This is a genomic window from Micromonospora sp. NPDC007271, from assembly GCF_040634005.1.
GTDB lineage: Bacteria > Actinomycetota > Actinomycetes > Mycobacteriales > Micromonosporaceae > Micromonospora.
The window spans coordinates 22,145-40,082 of sequence record NZ_JBEYER010000030.1 but is presented as its reverse complement, the minus strand read 5'-3'; the positions used below and the strand labels follow the sequence as shown (position 1 = coordinate 40,082).

Genomic DNA, 17,938 nt, shown 5'->3' with positions numbered 1-17,938 from the left:
GTTCCTTTGTTAGTCGCTCGTGGTTGCCTGTTCGCGGATCTTCGTGATGGCATCGTTGAACCCGTCGGCGCAGCCGCTGGCGCCAGCGAGCTTGCCGACCTCGGCCTCGTCGAGGCTCTTCCCGATCACCTCGTCCGGCACGGCGGCGGCGAACCGCTCTTGGTAGCCGCGGGAGGTGTCGTTGTTCTCCGGCATCGGCTCGACGGTGACGTCGGTGATCGTGCTGTTGCTGAGGGTGATGGTGATGGTCATGTAGGACGGTGCGCCACCGTAAACGCCCCTCACGGTATAGGTGCCGTCCTTGTATTTGGTGCCGCGCGAGCTGGGGTCGGCTGGCGGCGAACTGGCTGGCGGTGTGTTCGACGGCTTGGGCGACGGCGGCGGGGTGCTGCTGTCTGTGCTGCTGCATCCGGCCAGGGGCATGAGCACGGCGACCGATGCGGCGGCCCCGAAGGCCGCGCGGGTGAGGATGTGAGGTTTCATATCTTCTCGTCTCCCTTGGGGTTGGTGCTGGTTGATGGCTCAGCGCACCGCCGGGGTGATGGCGCGGGTGGGGTCAGAGGAAGAGTTCTCCGTGGAAGTCGTTCGACCATTGGACTCTGCCGTCGGCGAGCATCCGTACCCAGCTGAACTCGAACGTGCGCAGGGACGCGGGTTCAATGACGAACAGCGCGGTCGCCAGCCCGTCGGCGGTCGCGGCGTCTGCCGCGATGGCCCAGGTCGCGACGACGTCGGATACGGGGCGCCGGGTCCGCCCGTTGAGCACGTGGTGCAGACCATCACCCCAGGCGCGCCGGTTCGTCGCCGACGCGCACAGCGCCGCATCCTGCAGGGAGACCTTGCCGATGACCCGCCCCGGCAAGGTGGGATGTTCGAGGCCCACGACGACAGGCTCACTGCCGCGGTGTCGCATGTCGCCGCTGCCGTCGACCACGAAGTTGTCGATGTCGGCGTCCAGCAGCGTCTGCGCGATGAGGTCGACCAGGTAGCCCTTGCCGGCTGCGCCGACATCGATCACGACCGGACGATTCACCGTGATCGTGGTGCCGTTACGGTGGATGTCGGAGACCCAGGCGTCGCGGTTCCGGCGCCCGGCGATGGCGGCCTCATCGGGGATGAGCGTGTACCGGGCGTCGTAGCCGAGCAGTTCGAGGTCCCGCCCGACGAGCGGGTCCACTGCCCCGCCGGTGGCGGCGACGAGGCGGTCGTAGAGATCGAACAGCGCTGCGTCCCGGGTGGGGAACTCGAAGCGTCCCCCGCCCTCGGCATGTGCGATCCGGGTGATGAGCGAGTCCGCGCGGAACCGGGACCAGACAAGGTCGAAGTCTTCCGCGAGCGAGCGGATCCGCTGCCGCGACTGCTCGGGCAACGGGCGCTCGGTGTCGATCTGCCACGCCGTGCCGATCGCGGTGAATTCGAAGTGGTCGCTGGCGTTCATCGACCCGTCGTTCATTTGGGCAACCGTGAGTTCATCGACGCCGTGGTTCCGCAGCTCAGGCTTCGGGGATGTCGCGTCCGAATGCCTCCGGGGTGACGGTCTCCGGGTCGGGGCCGCCGCGCACCCCGGTGTCGAGGCCGTCGATCGCGGCGAGCTGGGCGGTGGTGAGCTCGAAGTCGAACACGTCGAAGTTGGAGGCGATCCGCTCCGGTCTGACGGACTTCGGGATGGCGCAGCGCCCCTCCTGCAGATGCCAGCGCAGCATGACCTGGGCCGGCGTCTTGCCGTGGGCGGCGGCGATCTCGCCGATCACAGGGTCGTTGAAGGTCGATCGGCTGCTGTCGCCGCGGTAGCTGGTGATGCCGCCCATGGGCGACCACGCCTGGGTCAGGATGCCCTGCTCGGCGTTCGCCGCCTGCACCGCCGGCTGGGAGAAGTAGGGATGGACCTCGACCTGGTTGACCGCGGGCACCACACTGGTCTCCTCCAGCAGCTTCGACAGGACGCCGGGCATGAAGTTGCTGACTCCGATCGCGCGGACTCGACCGTCGGCCAGCAGCGTCTCCAGCGCCTTGTACGCGCCCACCGTCTTGTCGAACTGCGTGGGGACGGGCTGGTGCAGCAGCAGCAAGTCAATCTGGTCGACGCCGAGTTTGCCCGCGCTCTTGTCGAAAGCGTGCAGGGTCTCGTCGTAGCCGTAGTCGCTGATCCAGATCTTCGTCTCGATGAACACCTCGGGCCGATCGAGCCCGGAACGGCGGATGCCCTCGCCGACCTCGCGCTCGTTGAAGTACGAGGCCGCCGTGTCTATCAGGCGATAGCCGACACGCAATGCCTCGGCGACGGAAGCGGCAGTGGTCTCAGGCGGGGTCTGGAAGACGCCGAAACCCAGCGCGGGCATCTCGACGCCGTTGTTCAAGGTCACGGTCATGCTCATGCTCTCCACGTTAGGGTCGTGGCGGTGGGTTGAGGGAGTAACTGGCAGTACGCCCTTCGCGGTGGACCAATTGGCCCCATGCGTTGGAGTGGTCGGCTGCTGTCGCAGGTTCAGCCGCCGGAGTGCTCGTCGCTGTTCGCCTGGCCGGTGGCGACCAGACTGCCGAGAAGCCTGAGCCGCTCCTCGGTCGGGCTGCCAGGTGCGGCGGTGTGACCGAACAGGAACCAGTCCGGGTCCGCAGGCAGGTCCATCGCCTCGTAGTCGAGTTCCAGGTCTCCCACGAGGGGGTGATGGATACGTTTGATGCCGAGCCGGTGGAATTGAACATTGTGCCTGGCCCAACGGATGCGGAATTCGTCGCTGCGGGTCACAAGCTCTCCGATCAGGTCGGTCAGTTCCTTGTCGTGGGGACGCTGCCCGGCGTAACTGCGCAATGTCGCGACGATCTCGTCCGCGACGTGGTCCCAGTCTGGGAAGAAGGTGTCTGCGGCGGGATTGAAGAACATGAACCGGGCGGTATTCGCGTGGTTTGCCGCGTCATCGAGGATCGGCGCATACAGGGCGCGGCCCAGCGGATTCGCGGTGACGATGGTCATCCGGCGGTCGCGAATCCAGACCGGTGCTCCGGTGATGGCATCGAGAAGCCGCCGCAGGCTGGGCCTGATGGCATGGTCTCCCGGGCGTTTGCGTTGGCGTTGGCGCGCGGGGCGCGGGCTGGCTGCCCTGGCGAGGTCGTGGAGGTGCCCGGTTTCGGTTTCATCCAGCTGGAGTGTCCGGGCAAGGCTGTCCAGAACCTCAGGAGAGACCCCGGAGAGGTCGCCGCGTTCCATGCGCGCGTAGTGCTCGACGCTGACGCCGGTGAGCAGTGCGACTTCCTCACGCCGCAGTCCCGGCACGCGCCTGCGGCTGCCACCGATGATGCCGGCCTGGTCGGGTGTGATCCGGTCTCTACGGGTGCGCAGAAACTCCACCACCTCTGCTCGATGGTTCATAAATCACACGCTAGGCCCGACCGGTTGCCGGAGGGAGGTACTGGCAGTACGTGGACGGACTCTGCGCCCCTCCGATATGCGAGGGCGCCTGTTCAACTCCCGTCGGTGTACGTCCGGAATCAGCGACGCTCGCGGACGCCGCCGATCGTCTGGTCGGTGGCGGCGAGGCTGCCGAGAAGCTTCAGTCGCTCCTCAGTCGGGCTCCCAGATTCAGCGGTGTAGGCGAACATGAACCACTCCGGGTTCGCAGGCAGATCCATCGCCTGGTAGGAGAATTCCAAATCTCCGACCGCGGGGTGGTGGATGCGTTTGATTCCGCTCCGGTGGTGGCGGACGTTGTGTTTCGACCACCGGTGGCGGAACGTGTCACTGCGGCTGACAAGCTCGCCGATAAGACCGGTGAGCTTTTTGTCAAGCGGATTCTGCCCGGCGTAGATGCGCAGGGTCGCGACGATGTTGTCGGCGTTCTGCTCCCAGTCGGGGAAGAAGATCCGCGCGGCCGGATTGAGGAAGGTGAATCGTGCCGTGTTCCCCCGGTTCGCCGGGTCCTCGAGCATGGGAGCATAGAGAGCCCGGCCAAGCGAGTTCGTAGCGACGAAGTCCATGCGACGGTCTCGCACCCACATCGGCGCGCCGGTCACCGCGTCCAGGAATCGCTGCAACGTGGGTGTCACGGACTGCCCGGTGGACCGCTTGCGGCGCGGCAGCGGTGGGCCAGCGGCATGGGCGAGGTCTGTCAAATGATCGTACTCCGCTTCATCGAGCTGGAGGGCACGGGCGAGAGCGTCGAGAACCTCGACGGAGACGCCGGCGAGGTCGCCGCGCTCCATTCGCGCGTAGTACTCGACGCTGACGCCGGTGAGCATGGCGACCTCTTCCCGGCGCAGACCAGGCACGCGGCGGCGTCCACCGCCGATGACGCCGGCCTGGTCGGGCGTGATGCGGTCCCTGCGGGACCGCAGGAAGTCTGCCACCTCCGCTCGATGATCCATACCATCAACGCTAACGCCAGCTACAGCGCTGTGGGAGGAACTGCCAGTACACGGATCAGCCCTGACTCCCCCGCGCGCCCAGGACGCGGTGGAATGGCTGCATGGCCTCTCCTTCACCTACGAACGCACGCTCTGCCGTAGCGACACCCAAGCACATGGGCGCGGTGCTGGCGATCGTGCTGGTGAGCTACTTCATGATCGTGTTGGACAACTCGATCATCTTCACCGGGTTGCCGCAGATCGAAGCGACCATGGGGCTCACGGCCGGGGGTCTCGCCTGGGTGCAGAACGCCTACACGCTCGTCTTCGGCGGGCTGCTCCTCCTCGGCGCTCGTGCCGGCGACCTCCTCGGTCGGCGACGCGTGTTCATCGTCGGCCTAGCTGTGTTCGGGCTCGCCTCGTTCCTGATCGGCATCGCGCAGAACGAGGCGTGGATCATCGCGGCCCGCGCCTTCCAAGGCATCGGTGCCGCGATCGTCGCCCCTTCCTCCCTCTCCCTCATCACGGCTCTGTTCCCCGCCGGCCCCGAACGGACCCGTGCCGTGGCCGCCTACGGCACTACAGCGGGGCTGGGCGCGAGCCTTGGCCTGGTGGTCGGCGGGGCGCTGGCTGACTGGATCTCCTGGAGGGCAGGGTTCTTCATCAACGTTCCCATCGCGATCCTCATGATCGTGGGCTCCGCGCGGTTCCTGCCCGCATTCGCCACTCAACGCGGCAGGTTCGATCTGCTCGGCGCCGTTTCCTCGACCTTCGGCATGGGAGCTTTCGTCTACGGCATCATCCACGCCGGCGATCACGGTTGGACCGATCCGGTCACCATGGTGTCGCTCGCCGTCGGCGTCGTCGTGCTCGCATGCTTCGTGCTGAACGAGTGGCGGGCAACTCAGCCGATCATGCCGCTGCGGCTGTTCGCGAGCCGGGAGCGATCCGGCGCGGCCGTGGCGAGACTATTGTTCGCCGGGACGATCATCGCGTTCTTCTTCTTCACCACCCAGCTCTTCCAAGGCGTCTACGACTGGACCCCACTGCAAGCAGGCCTCGGGTTCCTCCCCATGACCCTCGTCCAGTTCGCCTCCTCGCTGCTCGTGTCTCGACTGACCCGGCGATTCGGTAACGCGGCCCTCGTCGCGACCGGGCTCACGCTCGTCCTCGCCGGGATGATCTGGATCGCCCAACTCACCGCCGAGACCTCGTTCCTCGCCGGCGCCGTCGGCCCGCTCGTCCTCATCGGCCTCGGCCAAGGCATCGCCTTCGGCCCGCTCACCGCCGCGGGGATCGCCGGGGCTCGAGTCGAAGACGCCGGAGCAGCATCCGGCATGGTCAACACCGCTCACCAGCTCGGCAGCACCCTCGGCGTCGCTATCCTCACCTCCGTCGCCGCCGGAGCAGCCACACTCGAAACCCGCGTCACCGATGCCTACACCGGCGGCGCCGTCATGCTCGGCATCGCCCTGGCCGCCGCGCTCATCCTGATCGTCCCGTCCGAAGTCGCCCACAGGAAGACGGCATCGTGACCGATTCGCTGAGCCGCAGAACCCTCCTGGCGGCCGGCCTCACGGGGGTCGCGGCCATGGCTGCGCTCCTCACTGGCTGCACGACTGAGCAGCGCCCGCGAGCCCGTCCCTCCAGCGAAGGCAGCACCGACATGACTTTTAGTTTGGTGCTGTTAAGAGCGCGTCCGCCCGCCCCGCCGTGGCCATGCGGGGCGGGCGGAAGCGCATGAGGGGTCGCGTCAGACGGTGAGGAGCACCTTGATGGCGCGCCGCTCGTCCATCGCCTTGTAGCCCTCCACAGCCTCCTGCAGCGGCAGGGTGAGGTCGAAGACCTTGCCGGGGTCGATCTTGCGGTCCCAGATCAGCTGGATCAGGTCCGGAAGGAACCGGCGCACCGGGGCGGGCCCACCATGCAGATGAATATCGGCGAAGAACAGCTCCAGGCCGGGCAGCTCGACCCCATGGGTGACGCCGACGAAGCCGAGGTGCCCGCCGGGGCGGGTGGACCGGATGGCCTGCATCATCGACTCCTGCGTGCCGACCGCCTCGATCACGCTGTGCGCACCCAGTCCGTTCGTGAGCTCCTTGATCTTCGCCACGCCCTCGTCGCCGCGCTCCTCCACGATGTCGGTCGCGCCGTAGAACCGAGCCAGCTCCTGCCGCTGAGGGTGGCGGGACATCGCGATGATCCGCTCCGCACCCAGCTGCTTGGCGGCCAGGACGGCCATCAAGCCAACCGCGCCGTCACCGACGACCGCGACCGTCTTGCCCGGGCCGGCCTCGGCGGCGACCGCACCGAACCAACCAGTACCGAGCACGTCGGACGCAGCCAGCAACGACGGGATCAGCTCCGGGTCCGGCTGCCCCGGCGTAGGAACAAGGGTGCCATCCGCCAACGGGATACGAGCCTTCTCCGACTGCGTACCGATCGTCGACACGAAGATGCCGTGCACACACTTGGACTGGTAGCCGGACTGGCAGATCTCGCACGTGTTGTCGGAGATGACGAACGACCCGACAACGAAGTCGCCGACCTTGACGTTCTTCACCTCGGAACCGATCTCCTCGACCACGCCCACGTACTCGTGACCCATGACCTGGTCCTTGACGGGCTCGATGCCCCGATACGGCCACAGATCGGACCCACAGATACAGGTCGCGGTCACCCGGATGACCGCGTCCGTAGGCTCGATGATCTTCGGGTCCTCACGCTCCTCGACGCGGACGTCGCCGGCGGCGTACATCACTACTCCACGCATCCGATGTCTCTCCTCCCTGTGTACGGCGCCGAGCCGTTCCCAAAGGCGCAGCATCCGGGTCCTGGCCCATCGAACGCCCGCCCAGCACGAGAAGCGGCTCACAAGATCATCTGCAGTCAGGCAGCCCTCCCCTTCAGCCCGACGGGACCGTAACTACCCGCAAAGTAGATCCGGACACCGCAAGACACCCGCAACAGTGGTCCGGACTCCCGCAATGGTCGAGCAGACGCGACACCCCGGACCGCCGCATCGTCTACATGGGTAGGCGACACCGGCGCACCCGATGCATCCGCGAGGCCCGACCGAGCACATCACGCGCTGGGGCGCATAGCCGCGAGCCGACAGCAACCGCGACGTGATCGCGGGGGGACGGCCGCAACACCGGCCACGTTGTGTTCGGGATCTACGCCGGCTCGAGCGCACTGCGAGCCGGCGTATCGGTGCGGGACGGTCAAACCCGCCAAACGCCCCCACTGCACCCCGGATGGCTACAGCCGCTCAGGTCCCGCCACGCTCACCGCCGCCACCCAATCGGCCGGCCCGCATCGACGGATATCGGTGGACTTAGTGATCGTAGACGTCACTGCCGTCAAGACCCATCCGGACCCATCCGGACGTCGCCAGACGGAAACGGACATAGGGGATACCCGTCGGACGAGCAGCCACCGAGCAGCCACACGTCCACAAGGGACGGATAAGCAAAGGGCCTGACCCACGTTTCCGCAGGTCAGGCCCTTACGATCTTGCGCGCCCGAAGGGACTCGAACCCCTAACCTTCTGATCCGTAGTCAGATGCTCTATCCGTTGAGCTACGGGCGCTTGGTGCTCGGCCAGTCTACACACCTGGCTTTCGCGCGGAGACTCCGGGATTCGAACCCGGGAGGGGCTTTAAGACCCCAACCGCATTAGCAGTGCGGCGCCATAGACCAGACTAGGCGAAGTCTCCCCGGTGGCCCGGAGACCACCGCGCCCGAGGATACAGGTCCGCACCCGCCCTGAGCAAAGCGACTACCGGCGAAGGGGGCGTTGGCTGGGATTACCCCGTGTGCGAGCTCACAGTCCGGACTAGGCTCCATCGATATGCAGGAGCAGCCGCCGAGCGAACCGCCCCGTCGCGAGCCCGCCGCCAATGCCCGGCGGAGCCGCTCCACGAAGCCGAACTTCACCCCGCCCCCGATCTCCGAGCCTCCCGCTCCACCGGCGGGTCACGCCGAGACCGAAGGCGGGCCACCGCCCCGTGCCCGTCGGGCCCAGGGTGCTCCGATCGTGCTCTTCCAGCCACCCGACCCGGCCGCGGTCGCGCCCCCCACTGCGGTGGCCGGCCCGGCACAGGGCGACCCGGCCGCCGCCGGGCGTGAGCCGCCGACGGACGCGCCCGCCGTCGCGCCCCACCCCCGCCCATCCGCGGAGGCGCTCCCACCCGCCGCCGAGGCCGACACCGCCTCCGGTACGCCGGACAGCCCGCCCGGCCGGCGAAGGACGCCCGCAGCGAGCGGCCGGCGGGCACCCGCCGCCCGGGCCGACGCCGAGGCGGTGGGGAAGCCGGTCCCGAAGGCTGCCGACCGGGCCACGGCCCGCACGGCGCCCCCGGCCGAACGGGCCACGCCGACGGCGAAGACGGCGGCCGGCCCGACCGAGGAGAACCGGGCCGAGGAGGCCATCCGGGCGAAGAAGGCCAGCTCAGCCAGAAAGGCCGCCCCGAAGAAGTCAGCCACCCGCGAGAAGTCAGCCGCCCCGGAGAAGAAGGCCACGGCGGCGAGGAAGACCACGGGGGTGAGGAAGACCGCCCCGGCGAGGAAGACAGCCGCCGCCGATCCGGGGCCGGAGCGGCCGCAGGTCACCATGACGATGGCCGAGGAGGCATCGGCGCGTACGCCTGAGGCGGGCTGGCGGGCGGTGGCCGCACGGGTGGCCGACCACCCGGGTTTCGCGCCGGAGCTGCTGGCCCTCGCCGCGGTGGACGCCCTCGGGTCAGCTGCCCGGGACCGGGTCGAGCAGCTCCGAAGGACGTACCCCGGCGCGGACGCCGACGGGCTGGCCCGCCTGGTGACCCGGCGATTCGTCCGGCTGGCCGGTACGGCCGGGGCGTTCGCGGTGGGGGCTGGTCTCCTCGCGCCGGTGGCCGAGCTGGCGGCGGCCCTGTGGGCGCAGGCGAGCCTGGTGCTGCACCTGGCGGCGGTCCACGGCCGGGATCCCGGGCATCCGGACCGGGCGGCGGAGCTGCTGGTGCTGACCCAGGTACACCCGGACATCGATACGGCACGCGCGGCCCTGGACGCGGTCCGATCGGCGGGCGCACCGGCGGACGGGCCGTGGCCACGGGCGGTCGAGGCAGCGTGGCGGTTGGCGACGCCGCTGGCGGCGCAGGCCGGTGCTTGGCTGATGCTGCGGCTGGCGTCCCGGCTGCTCCCCGGCGCGGCGCTGCTCGCCGCCGTGGCGGGCGACTCGGCCGCCGCCGAGCGGCTGGCCGCCCGGGCCGGCGCCCTCTACCGGCCGACCCGGCCGCGCTGACCCTGGCGGGACGGCGGCCGGTCAGAGCCAGCCGAACCAGGACCTGGGCAGCAGCGCGTAGCCCACGAAGGCGACCACGTCGAGCAGGGTGTGCGCGACGATCAGCGGGGCCACCCGCCGGGTACGCAGGAAGAAGAAGCTGAACACCACGCCCATCACCGCGTTGCCGACGAACGCGCCGAAGCCCTGGTAGAGGTGGTACGAGCCGCGGAGCAGGGCGCTGGCGGCGATCACCGCGCCGAGCCGCCAGTGGAGCTGCCGCAGCCGGGTGACCAGGTAGCCGACCACGATCAGCTCCTCCAGCACGGCGTTCTGGGCGGCGGCGAGGATCAGCACCGGCACCGCCCACCACAGGTGCGGCAGGGCGGCCGGGACGAGGGTGGCGTTGAGACCGAGCTGCGCCGCCGCCCAGACCAGCGCCAGCCCGGGCAGGCCGATCAGCGCCGCCAGGCCCGCGCCGCGGGCCAGGTCCGACCCGGGCCGGGTGAGGTCCACCCCGAGGGTCCGCGCCGGGTCGCCGGGGTCCCGCGCCAGCAGATGTACGGCGAGCAGCACCGGCAGCAGCGCGAAGAAGATGCCCAGAAGCTGGTACGTCAGATCGAGGTACGGCCGGGCCGACGCGGAGGTGTTCAGCGCGGCGGTCTGCTTCGCGAGTCCGCCCGTGGCGGTCAGCTTGGCGATCAGCGAGACCAGCGCGTACACCGCCGACTGCCCGAGGGAGAGGCCGAGCACCAGCAGCGTCTCGGTGCCCAGGGTCCGGCGCGACACCGGTCGGGCGAGCTCGTCAACGGTCACCGGACCACTCTGCCGCACGGGGGCGCCCCTCGACACCGCCCCGCGATGCCAGGTGAACCGATCGCACATTCTGTGCGACCGGCAAGCACGCTCCGTGGAGATTCTGTGGTGGCCCGATCCGCCGTCAGAAGGAGCGTGCCCCTGTGGAGAACTTCGCGCGGCTGCTGAAGGAGAGCTGGACCCTGGTCGAGGAGCACCGGGAACGGCTGAGCGGTCACTTCTACGCCCGCCTGTTCCTCCTCGACCCGGAGCTGCGCGCGCTCTTCCCCGTGCAGATGAACGGGCAGGGCGACCGGATCCTGGAGGCGATCGTCACCGCCACCCAGACGGTGGGCGACCCGGAGAGCTTCGACGAGTACCTGCGTGCCCTGGGCCGGGACCACCGGAAGTACCACGTCGACGCCGGGCACTACGAGACGATGGGCGTCGCCCTGATGGACGCGCTGCGCAGCACCGCGGGGGACGGCTGGAACCTCGAGTACGACCAGGCGTGGCGGGAGGCGTACGCGAGCATCTGCGAGCGGATGCTCGCCGGGGCGGCGGCGGACGGGAACCCGCCGTTCTGGCATGCCGAGGTGCTCACCCACGAGCGGCGCGGCCCGGAAACGGCGGTGCTGACCGTACGCGCCCTCCAGCATCCGCTGCCCTGGGAGGCCGGCCAGTACGTCAGCATCGAGGTGCCCCGGTACCACCCACGGGTGTGGCGGACGTACTCGGTGGCGAACGCCCCGAACGACGACAACGTGTTGGAGTTCCACGTGCGTACGCCGGCCGGGGCGGCGGGCTGGGTGTCCGGGGCGTTGGTCCGCCGCACGAAGCCGGGGGACCTGCTGCGGGTGGCCGCGCCGATGGGGTCGATGACGCTGGACCGCTCCTCCGACCGGGACGTCCTCTGCGTCGCCGGCGGGGTCGGCCTGGCCCCGATCAAGGCGCTGGTGGAGGAGCTGACCCGGGTCAACCGGACCCGCTGGGTGCACGTGTTCTACGGCGCCCGGCGTCCCGACGATCTTTACGGCCTGCCGGGCCTGGAGGAGTTGGTGGCCGCGTACCCGTGGCTGTCGGTGACCCCGGCGTGCAGCGAGGACCCGGACTTCGACGGCGAACTGGGTGACATCTCCGAGGTGGTCACCCGCTACGGCCCGTGGACGACGCACGACTGCTACGTCTCCGGCTCGGCACCGATGGTCCGGGCCACCCTGCGCGCCCTGGCCGCCGACGACGTCCCGCCGGATCACATCCGGTACGACACCTTCGGCAACCTGTAGACCTTGCTCCCCCCGAGCCGGGTCGCGTGCCCCGCCCCCTGGGGTACGCGACCCGGCCCCCCGTTCACCGGTGTGCGGGCCGGGCCGGCAACCGGCCCGCACACCGGAATCCCGGCCGATCAGTAGCGCCAGGGGTTGCCGGTCTCCCGGTACTCCTCGACCGGCACCAACGGCACGTCGGGGGCCATCCGGTCGACGTAGAGGCGCCCCTCCAGGTGGTCGATCTCGTGGGCGACCAGCCGGGCCATCGCGTACTCGAAGGACGTGATGATCCGGCTGCCGTCCCACTGGGCGTGCTCCACGTCGATCCGCAGCGGGCGGGGCACCAAACCGCGGTGGTCGAAGAAGGAGAGGCAGCCCTCGTACTGCTCGTCCGTCTCGGACGCGGTGTCGACGACTCGGGGGTTGAGCAGGACGACCGGTTCGGCGGCCCGGTCGGCGGGGCGGACGAGGGCGGCGGCCCAGCCGAGCCCGAGCTGCGGGGCGGCTATGCCGACCCCCTTGCTGAACGGGTGCAGCTCGTCGAGGCGGGCCAGGGCACCGGAGAGCCGGTCGGCCACGTTCCGGGCGACGCCTTCCTCGCGGGGCAGGTCGAACTGACGGGCAGACTGTCGGAGCAGATCGTCGCCGCGTTGCACGATGCCGAGGGCCCGCATCCGGTCGCTGGCCCGTACCTGGCCGCGCGGGCCGGGGGTGTCGACCTCGGCGTCCGGCCGTTGACGGCGGAACCGCCACTGCATCCGGTAGCGGGCGTTCAGCGGCGGGTCGTCGGTGGCCCAGTCGAACAGCGCCCGGCCGCCCTCCTCACTCCGCTGGATCGGGGTACGCAGCGGCCCCTCCTCGGCCGACAGGGAGGTCTCCACCCCCCACACCTTCGGATCGAGGTCGGCGGGCAGGTCGAGCCGGACGGCGAGGTGCCGGGTGGGCAGGCGTACCGCGCGCTGGAACCACGGGCCCCACTTGTCCCGCCCGACCCGGTACGCGTACTCGATGGTGACCCGGTCGCCGGGATAGAGCGGGAAGCGGCCCTCGTCGTTCTCGAAGAGCAGCCAGATCTCCTTGAACGCGTCCCGGTCGTGCTTGGCCCGCCAGTGCATCGGCTCCCGCGCGCCGCCGTCGTCCCGGTACGCCGTCAGCCTGAGCTCGGCGAAGGTGAGCGGGTGCTCCCGGTGGTGCCGGTTGGAGCGGCCCGGGTCGTTGGGGTAGCGGTCGACGGCGACCCGGACCAGGTAGCGGGTGACCGGCTCGGTGCCGGCGTTGTACAGCTCCCGCCGGATCGTGCAGTGGTAGCCCTCGCCGGTATGGGTGAGGGTGGCACTCTCCCGCTCGACCACCAGGCCGGTGCCGGGCGGCAGCCACTGGCCGGGGACGGGCGGGTCGCGGTGCGTTCCGCCGGCGCGGCCGTGCCGCAGCTCGTCGTACTCCCGGAAGCGCTGCCAGATGGCGCCGCTGGCCTCCAGGACGGCCTCGGCGCGGCGGGCGAAGTCCTCGGTGGGCCGGTGCCGGCGCCCCTCGACGTGGCTCACGTACGAGGGGTCGAAGCCCATCAGGGTGGCCAACTGCTTCTTGGACAGCCCTCGGCCGGTGCGGTGCCGGGCGAGTTCGGCGGCGAAGGAGTCGGCGGCACGCTCGATGGGTGAGGTCGTCATCGGCTTCCTCGTACGCGGGAAACCCATTTTCACGTTCTGTGGCCGATCGCGTACGGAAACTGCCTCATATTCGACAGTCGCTTGACAATGTGACGGCGTACCCGATGCCTAGGCGCCCCACCGGATCCCCGACGGCGTTTCCCGCCCGCCCGGTCGGGTAGAACGCGGCCGCGGCGACCGGCCCTCCGTGACCGGGACCTCTTTCACCGGCGGTCGGCGCGACTTCCCCCACGATCGGAAATATGGTTAGGCTAGCCTTAGTTCCGATCGGCAGTGTTCGCCGGCCGGCGGGACGCGACCAGACAGGGGACGGTTCAGGTGACAGCGGTGATACCAAGGCGGGACGTCGTCACGCCGTTCGCCCCGTTCGCCCCGCTCACCGCGACCCTGCGCGCCATGTTCGGCACCGACGACCTGCCCGGGCTCGCACCCGGCCTGCTGGTCACCGGCGAGGAGGCCCGCTGGGCGCCGGCGACCCGGCTGGTCGACGGGACGCTGCTGCCCGAGTTCCTGCAGGCCGCGACCCGGCAGTGGGGTGGCACCCCGCACGCCTGCGCCGCGCTGGCCTGGAAGTCGTACAGCTACTGGGCCGCGCTCCCGGTGGTGCTCGGCTGGGCCTCGGCCCGGCGGGTGCCGCTGCTCGACCCGGCCGACGTGCTGCTCCACTTCGAGGACCCCCACCAGCTGTTCACCCTGGGCCTGCGCCGCTCGACCACGGTCGCCGTGCTGCCCAACGACCCGCTGGCGTTGGCCGGCGCCGCAGGCGTACGGGTGGTCGCCGACGAGGCCGCCCTGCTCGACGCGCTGCGCGCCGCGCTGCTCGACGCCCACTTCGCCCCGCTGATCGCCGCCATCCAGGCCGAGGTCCGGATCGGCACGCGTACGCTGCTGGGCTCGGTCGCCTCGGGCATCGCGCACGGCGTCCTGCGCGCCTCGGACGCGCTGCCCGGCTCCGCCACGGAGAGCATCGGCAGCCTGCTCGACGCGCTCGACCTCAGCGACCTGGTCGAGCTGGTGCCCGGCCCGGGCGGCGAGCCGACCGTGCAGCGGCGCACCTGCTGCCTGGCCTTCACCCTGCCGCAGCCGAAGGTCTGCCAGGGCTGCTGCGTCCGCCCTTCCTGACCCCGCAGGCAGGTCCGGCCCGCGCTCAAGGTGCGGGCAGCGCGCCGACGGCCGGGTGCCCGTGGGCGCCCGCCTGCCGGCGCACGGCCCCGGCGCGCACGATCCGGCCGGCGCTCAGGCGACGAGCGGGCGGACGTCCCAGGCCCACATCCCGCCGGTGAGCGCCGGCTCGACGCCGGTCAACTCGGTCATCCCCCGGCGCAGCGCGTCGGCCTGCCGCAGCCGGGGGTCGAGGACCACGACGCCGGCCCGCCAGTAGCGCAGGTCGTCCACCGCGGCCACCCGGTCCTGCGGCGTGATCGGCGGCACCCCGCCGGTCCGGCGGATCGTGATGAAAAAGGTGCTGGTGGGGCGGGGCGGGGCGGTGAACAGGGCCACCCGGCCCGCACCGGGCCGGGTGTCCGGGTAGAGGAAGTAGCCCCGGGCCAACGGCATGTCGAGGCGGGTCTCGGCGGCCCAGCGCAGCGGGTCGGCGTAGTCGGTGTCCGGCAACGGCAGGGTGACCACGCTGTGCCCGCCGGCCACGTACGGCCGCCAGGCGCCGGAGGTCACGAACGCGGGGATCGGGTCGAGGCGCACCGCGGGCAGCGGCGTGGGCAGCAGCGGCAGCAGCGCCATGGCCAGCACGGTGGCGGTGGCGAACCGGATCTGCCGGCGGGCGCCGGGATGGCGGCGGCTGAGCACACGGGTGTGTTCAGCGCCGAGCGCGAGCAGGATGCCGACGATCGGGGTGAGCGCCAGCGACCAGCGGGTGGGCACCACCGAGTGCAGGATGGGCAGTTTCTCCAGGACGGCCCACGGGCCCGGGATGCCGGTGTCCCGCCCGTCGAACCGGATCTCCCGGCCGAGGGAGAAGAGGGCGAAGACGACGCCGACCGCGGCCAGGCCGAGGACGACGACGTTCCGGCGCAGCCACCACACCAGCGCGACCACTCCCACGGCGAGCGGCCAGCCGAAGAAGGCGTTCTCCTCGGTGGCGTTCTTCACGAGGTGGGCGCTGCTCCGGGCGTCGCCGGCGAGCGACTCGCGGGACCAGGCGACGAACGAGGCGAGGTCGGTGCGGTAGCCGCGGATCAGCCGGGAGAGCCCCTGGTACGCGCCGGGCCCGAACAACTGCACGTAGAGCGGGTACGCCAGCAGCACCCCGGCCACGACCGCGGCAACCCCGAGCCCGGCGCCGAACGGCCGGGCCGCCCGGCGCAGTTCGGGCCGCCCGAGGGCGACGGCGGACACCACCACGCCCACGCCGATCGCCGTCATCAGCAGGATCTCCAGGTTGAGGAAGGCCTGCCAGACGATCACCAGGCCGAGCAGCAGACCGTTGCGCAGCCAGCGCCCCGGCTCGGCCAGGCGCAGCGTCCGCCAGATGATCAGGGGCACCACGAACTGGCTGACGATGTTGGGGTGTGCGTTGGCGTGCGACACCATGGCCGGGGCGAAGGCGCAGAAGCCCGCCCCGAGCCAGGCCGGTCCCCGGCTGTGGATCAGCACCCGGGAGAGCAGGAAGTACCAGGCCACGCCGGTGGCAATCATCCCGGCGGTGAGGAAGACCAGAAATGCGGTACGCGGCCCGAACAGCACGGTGACCGGCGCCATTGGCAGGGAAATGGATAATACCGACGTATTTGCCATCAAATTTACGCCGTCCGGCACATTCATCCGGTCCGAGGCGAACGGATAGGCGAAATCTGTCACCACTCGCGCACCGTGCGCCATCATCCACTGAAACTGCGCCTGATCGGTACGGTTGTCCCGTACGCCCGCCGCCGGGTTCGCCCAGAACCGCGCCGTCACCCAGAAGCCGAGCAGCACGAAACTGAGCACGGCGGCGGCATCGATCCGCCTTCCCCGCTCGGGTCGTCCACCCTCGTCGGGCTCGTCGTCACCGCAGGCGACATCCGATCCAGGAGTAGTCATGACAATTCAGAGCGTAGTCAGGAAAAAGCGGTGCCGTGCATGTTTCTGGGCACCGGCGTAGTATGTGCCGAGTTCGCCGACCGCCGATCGCGTGCCCACCCCCGACCACAATTCGGCCACCCCCGGTACCCCGATTCCCCCTTCATCCATCGGGATGGTTGACTCTGTCGGTCCAGGCGCGGGTCAGTCATATCGTGAGGAATCGACGCATGGCAGAAATCACTGGGGATCAGCGCGTCCAGTCGGAGGTGCTCGAAGGCCTGGCGACGGCGGTCAACCATCGCAGATGGTTCGTCGAGCTGGCGGTGCCCTACCTCGGTGACAACCCGATCGAGATCGGCAGCGGCCTGGGGGACTACGCGCTGGAGTGGTCGGAGCACCTGCCCCGGATCACGGCCACCGAAGCCGACCCGGACCGGCTGGTCCGGCTCAAGGAGCGGCTGGCCGACCACCCCGCCATCGAGGTCCGCCAGATGCTGCTGCCGCACTCGGAGCGCGGCGACTACAGCGCCGCCGTGTCGTACAACGTGCTGGAGCACATCGAGGACCACGTGGGCGCGCTGCGCAGCATGCGCGACCTGGTCCGTCCCGGCGGGGCGGTGATCATCATCGTGCCGGCGTTCCAGTTCGCGATGAGCCCGGCGGACATCGCCACCGGTCACGTCCGGCGCTACACGAAGAAGAGCCTCGCCGCCGCGATGACCGAGGCCGGCCTCACCGTGGAAAAGATCCACTACGCCAACGCGCTCGGCCTGATCGGCTACTTCATGGCCACCAAGGTCTTCCGGCTGATGCCGAAGGAGGGCCCGATGGTGAAGATCTACGACAGCCTGGTCCTGCCCGCCACCAAGGCGGCCGAGCAGCGGCTGCGCCCGCCGTTCGGCCAGTCCGTCTTCGCGGTCGCCCGCGTCCCGGCCTGAGGTGCAAGGAGGGGCCCCTTGTTATCGCCTGGGCGATAACAAGGGGCCCCTCCTAACCAGCCGCCGGTCAGCCGGGGATCTGGTACGTCGGGCGGATGACCGCCCGGGCCAGGGTGTGGAACGCCAGGTTGAAGCCGACGTAGGCCGGGCTGGCGCCAGGGCCGACGTCGAGGCGGTCCACGTCCAGCGCGTGCACGGCGAAGACGTAGCGGTGCGGGCGGTCGCCGGGCGGCGGCGCGGCCCCGCCGTAGCCGGTGTCGCCGTAGTCGTTGCGGATGCTGAAGGCACCGCCGAGGTCGGCCTCCTTCACCCCGCTGGGCAGCTCGGTCACCGACGTGGGGAGGTTGACCAGCACCCAGTGCCAGAAGCCGCTGCCGGTCGGGGCGTCCGGGTCGAAGCAGGTCACGACGAAGCCCCTGGTCTCGCCGGGGAAGCCGGACCAGGACAGCTGCGGGGAGACGTTCTCGCCGCCGGCGCTGCCGTGGGCGTGCCGGGTGTCCATCGGCTCGCCGTTGCGCACGTCGTCGCTGGTCAGCGTGAACGACGGCACCGTCGGCAGCAGCTCGTACGGGTCCGGGGCGATCGGTCGTTCCAGGGTCATCGGGACGGTCCTTCCGGGTACGCGAATGCCTGCGCCCTTTCATACCC

15 protein-coding genes and 2 tRNA genes are annotated in these 17,938 nt (G+C 70.2%); 5 read left to right on the top strand and 12 right to left on the bottom strand.

Annotation, left to right across the window (positions count from 1 at the left end):
• Window positions 1-9: 9 nt before the first annotated feature.
• The 5 genes from ABZ570_RS13615 to ABZ570_RS13595 all read right to left on the bottom strand — a co-directional run bounded on the left by ABZ570_RS13615 (window position 10) and on the right by ABZ570_RS13595 (window position 4,359).
• Window positions 10-483, bottom strand: a complete 474-nt coding sequence (locus tag ABZ570_RS13615; protein WP_358061780.1) for a hypothetical protein — start codon at window positions 481-483, stop codon at window positions 10-12.
• A 73-nt stretch (window positions 484-556) separates the two neighbouring features.
• Complete coding sequence (locus ABZ570_RS13610; protein ID WP_358061777.1) at window positions 557-1,453, bottom strand: FAD:protein FMN transferase; 897 nt, start codon at window positions 1,451-1,453, stop codon at window positions 557-559.
• A 40-nt stretch (window positions 1,454-1,493) separates the two neighbouring features.
• A complete protein-coding gene (locus ABZ570_RS13605) occupies window positions 1,494-2,375 on the bottom strand; it encodes an aldo/keto reductase (protein WP_358061774.1) in 882 nt (293 codons plus the stop codon).
• A 110-nt stretch (window positions 2,376-2,485) separates the two neighbouring features.
• On the bottom strand, window positions 2,486-3,367 hold the full coding sequence (locus tag ABZ570_RS13600) for a helix-turn-helix transcriptional regulator (protein WP_358061771.1): 882 nt from the start codon (window positions 3,365-3,367) through the stop codon (window positions 2,486-2,488).
• Window positions 3,368-3,486: 119 nt separating this feature from the next.
• Window positions 3,487-4,359, bottom strand: a complete 873-nt coding sequence (locus ABZ570_RS13595) for a helix-turn-helix transcriptional regulator (RefSeq protein ID WP_358061768.1) — start codon at window positions 4,357-4,359, stop codon at window positions 3,487-3,489.
• Window positions 4,360-4,514: 155 nt separating this feature from the next.
• On the opposite strand from ABZ570_RS13595, the gene ABZ570_RS13590 reads away from it, so the two are divergent.
• Window positions 4,515-5,873, top strand: a complete 1,359-nt coding sequence (locus ABZ570_RS13590; RefSeq protein WP_358061765.1) for an MFS transporter — start codon at window positions 4,515-4,517, stop codon at window positions 5,871-5,873.
• Window positions 5,874-6,091: 218 nt separating this feature from the next.
• Here the strand turns inward: ABZ570_RS13590 and ABZ570_RS13585 are convergent, their stop codons facing one another.
• From ABZ570_RS13585 to ABZ570_RS13575, 3 genes are all read right to left on the bottom strand, one after another.
• Complete coding sequence (locus ABZ570_RS13585; protein ID WP_358061762.1) at window positions 6,092-7,111, bottom strand: zinc-dependent alcohol dehydrogenase family protein; 1,020 nt, start codon at window positions 7,109-7,111, stop codon at window positions 6,092-6,094.
• Window positions 7,112-7,857: 746 nt separating this feature from the next.
• Window positions 7,858-7,930 (bottom strand) — tRNA-Arg (locus ABZ570_RS13580).
• Between the two features lie 36 nt (window positions 7,931-7,966).
• Window positions 7,967-8,057 (bottom strand) — tRNA-Ser (locus tag ABZ570_RS13575).
• 320 nt (window positions 8,058-8,377) lie between these two features.
• On the opposite strand from ABZ570_RS13575, the gene ABZ570_RS13570 reads away from it, so the two are divergent.
• Window positions 8,378-9,622: a hypothetical protein gene (locus ABZ570_RS13570; RefSeq protein WP_358061759.1), complete on the top strand. Its 1,245-nt coding sequence runs from the start codon at window positions 8,378-8,380 to the stop codon at window positions 9,620-9,622.
• A gap of 21 nt (window positions 9,623-9,643) precedes the next feature.
• On the opposite strand, the gene ABZ570_RS13565 is transcribed toward ABZ570_RS13570, so the two are convergent.
• Complete coding sequence (locus tag ABZ570_RS13565; protein ID WP_358061756.1) at window positions 9,644-10,417, bottom strand: CPBP family intramembrane glutamic endopeptidase; 774 nt, start codon at window positions 10,415-10,417, stop codon at window positions 9,644-9,646.
• A gap of 143 nt (window positions 10,418-10,560) precedes the next feature.
• Between ABZ570_RS13565 and ABZ570_RS13560 the strand changes: the two genes are divergently transcribed.
• On the top strand, window positions 10,561-11,682 hold the full coding sequence (locus ABZ570_RS13560; protein ID WP_358061753.1) for a globin domain-containing protein: 1,122 nt from the start codon (window positions 10,561-10,563) through the stop codon (window positions 11,680-11,682).
• A 119-nt stretch (window positions 11,683-11,801) separates the two neighbouring features.
• Here ABZ570_RS13560 and ABZ570_RS13555 read toward each other — a convergent pair whose 3' ends face one another.
• Window positions 11,802-13,331 (bottom strand): peptide deformylase, encoded by a 1,530-nt coding sequence (locus ABZ570_RS13555; protein ID WP_358061750.1) that lies wholly within the window; start codon window positions 13,329-13,331, stop codon window positions 11,802-11,804.
• A 396-nt stretch (window positions 13,332-13,727) separates the two neighbouring features.
• Here ABZ570_RS13555 and ABZ570_RS13550 point away from each other — a divergent pair, with 396 nt between their 5' ends.
• Window positions 13,728-14,453, top strand: coding sequence for a hypothetical protein (locus tag ABZ570_RS13550; protein ID WP_358061863.1), 726 nt, complete (start codon window positions 13,728-13,730; stop codon window positions 14,451-14,453).
• A gap of 114 nt (window positions 14,454-14,567) precedes the next feature.
• Here the strand turns inward: ABZ570_RS13550 and ABZ570_RS13545 are convergent, their stop codons facing one another.
• A complete protein-coding gene (locus ABZ570_RS13545) occupies window positions 14,568-16,370 on the bottom strand; it encodes a hypothetical protein (protein WP_358061747.1) in 1,803 nt (600 codons plus the stop codon).
• Between the two features lie 209 nt (window positions 16,371-16,579).
• On the opposite strand from ABZ570_RS13545, the gene ABZ570_RS13540 reads away from it, so the two are divergent.
• Complete coding sequence (locus ABZ570_RS13540; RefSeq protein WP_358061744.1) at window positions 16,580-17,290, top strand: class I SAM-dependent methyltransferase; 711 nt, start codon at window positions 16,580-16,582, stop codon at window positions 17,288-17,290.
• A 67-nt stretch (window positions 17,291-17,357) separates the two neighbouring features.
• On the opposite strand, the gene ABZ570_RS13535 is transcribed toward ABZ570_RS13540, so the two are convergent.
• Entirely contained in the window at window positions 17,358-17,891 is a 534-nt protein-coding gene (locus tag ABZ570_RS13535; RefSeq protein ID WP_358061742.1) for a YbhB/YbcL family Raf kinase inhibitor-like protein, read from the bottom strand.
• Window positions 17,892-17,938: the final 47 nt, after the last annotated feature.